This window comes from Ralstonia sp. VS2407 (assembly GCF_052950655.1).
This window is the reverse complement of the sequence record NZ_JBRFVG010000047.1, coordinates 1-776: the sequence shown is the minus strand read 5'-3', so window position 1 is coordinate 776 and position 776 is coordinate 1. Positions and strand designations below refer to the sequence as shown.

The following is a 776-nucleotide window of genomic DNA, read 5'->3' as shown; positions in this document are numbered from 1 at the left end:
CGTCGTAGTCATCGGCCACCACCAGCGACCAGGTATCCTCGTCCAGGTAGAACGTGCGCTTGGGCGCGCTGTGTCGCACCCCTTGCTTGACCGTGCCCTCCACCACCCAGACACGGTGCAGCTCGTAGCGGTGCATCGACTTGTTCGGCATGTCGTTGCCGAACGCTTCCTTCTTGCTCTTGCGGAAGTCGTAAGCACCGAAGTCGTTGTACGGAACGTACATCTCCTTCTTGCCAACCAGCTTCCAGTCATACCGGTCGATCCGGCCGTAGTAGCCCGAAATGATGTCCACCGGATACTCGTTCTCCCAACCGATCGAGGGCGAGTCGTACGCGTACGACGGCAGACGGCGCACGCGGCGCTGACCCGGGTAGTAGTAGAACGTCTCCGACTCCTTGTTGTAGAAGGTGTTGAGAATCGCCCCTTGCCCGGCCAGCGCCGGCGGCGCGTCGTACTTGAAGTACGTCATCGAGTCTTCCTTGGGCAACTCGCTGATCTTCTTGCTTCCCTTGCCACCCCACGGGTAATAGAAGATCTGCGAGGCACTCAGGTCGATCCACGTGTCCGAGCCCTTGCGCGGTGAACCCAACGAAGTCACCGGATCGATCTCCCAGCCCAGCGCCGTGTAGCGAAGCTTGTGGTTCCAGATCGCCTGCGCACCGTTCTGCGGAATCGGGAACGGAACCCCTGGCATGTACGCGTCCTGGATGTCGTAGCCGTTGGACGCCAGCTTCGCGAACCCAACGTTCTTCTTGGTGTTCTCCGCCACCCACTCC

General features: G+C 60.6%; 1 protein-coding gene. It reads right to left on the bottom strand.

Annotation, left to right across the window (positions count from 1 at the left end; all coding sequences use genetic code 11):
• Positions 1-776 (bottom strand): DUF1329 domain-containing protein (locus ACU8YE_RS23715; RefSeq protein ID WP_446929776.1); only part of this gene is annotated, 776 nt, incomplete at both ends.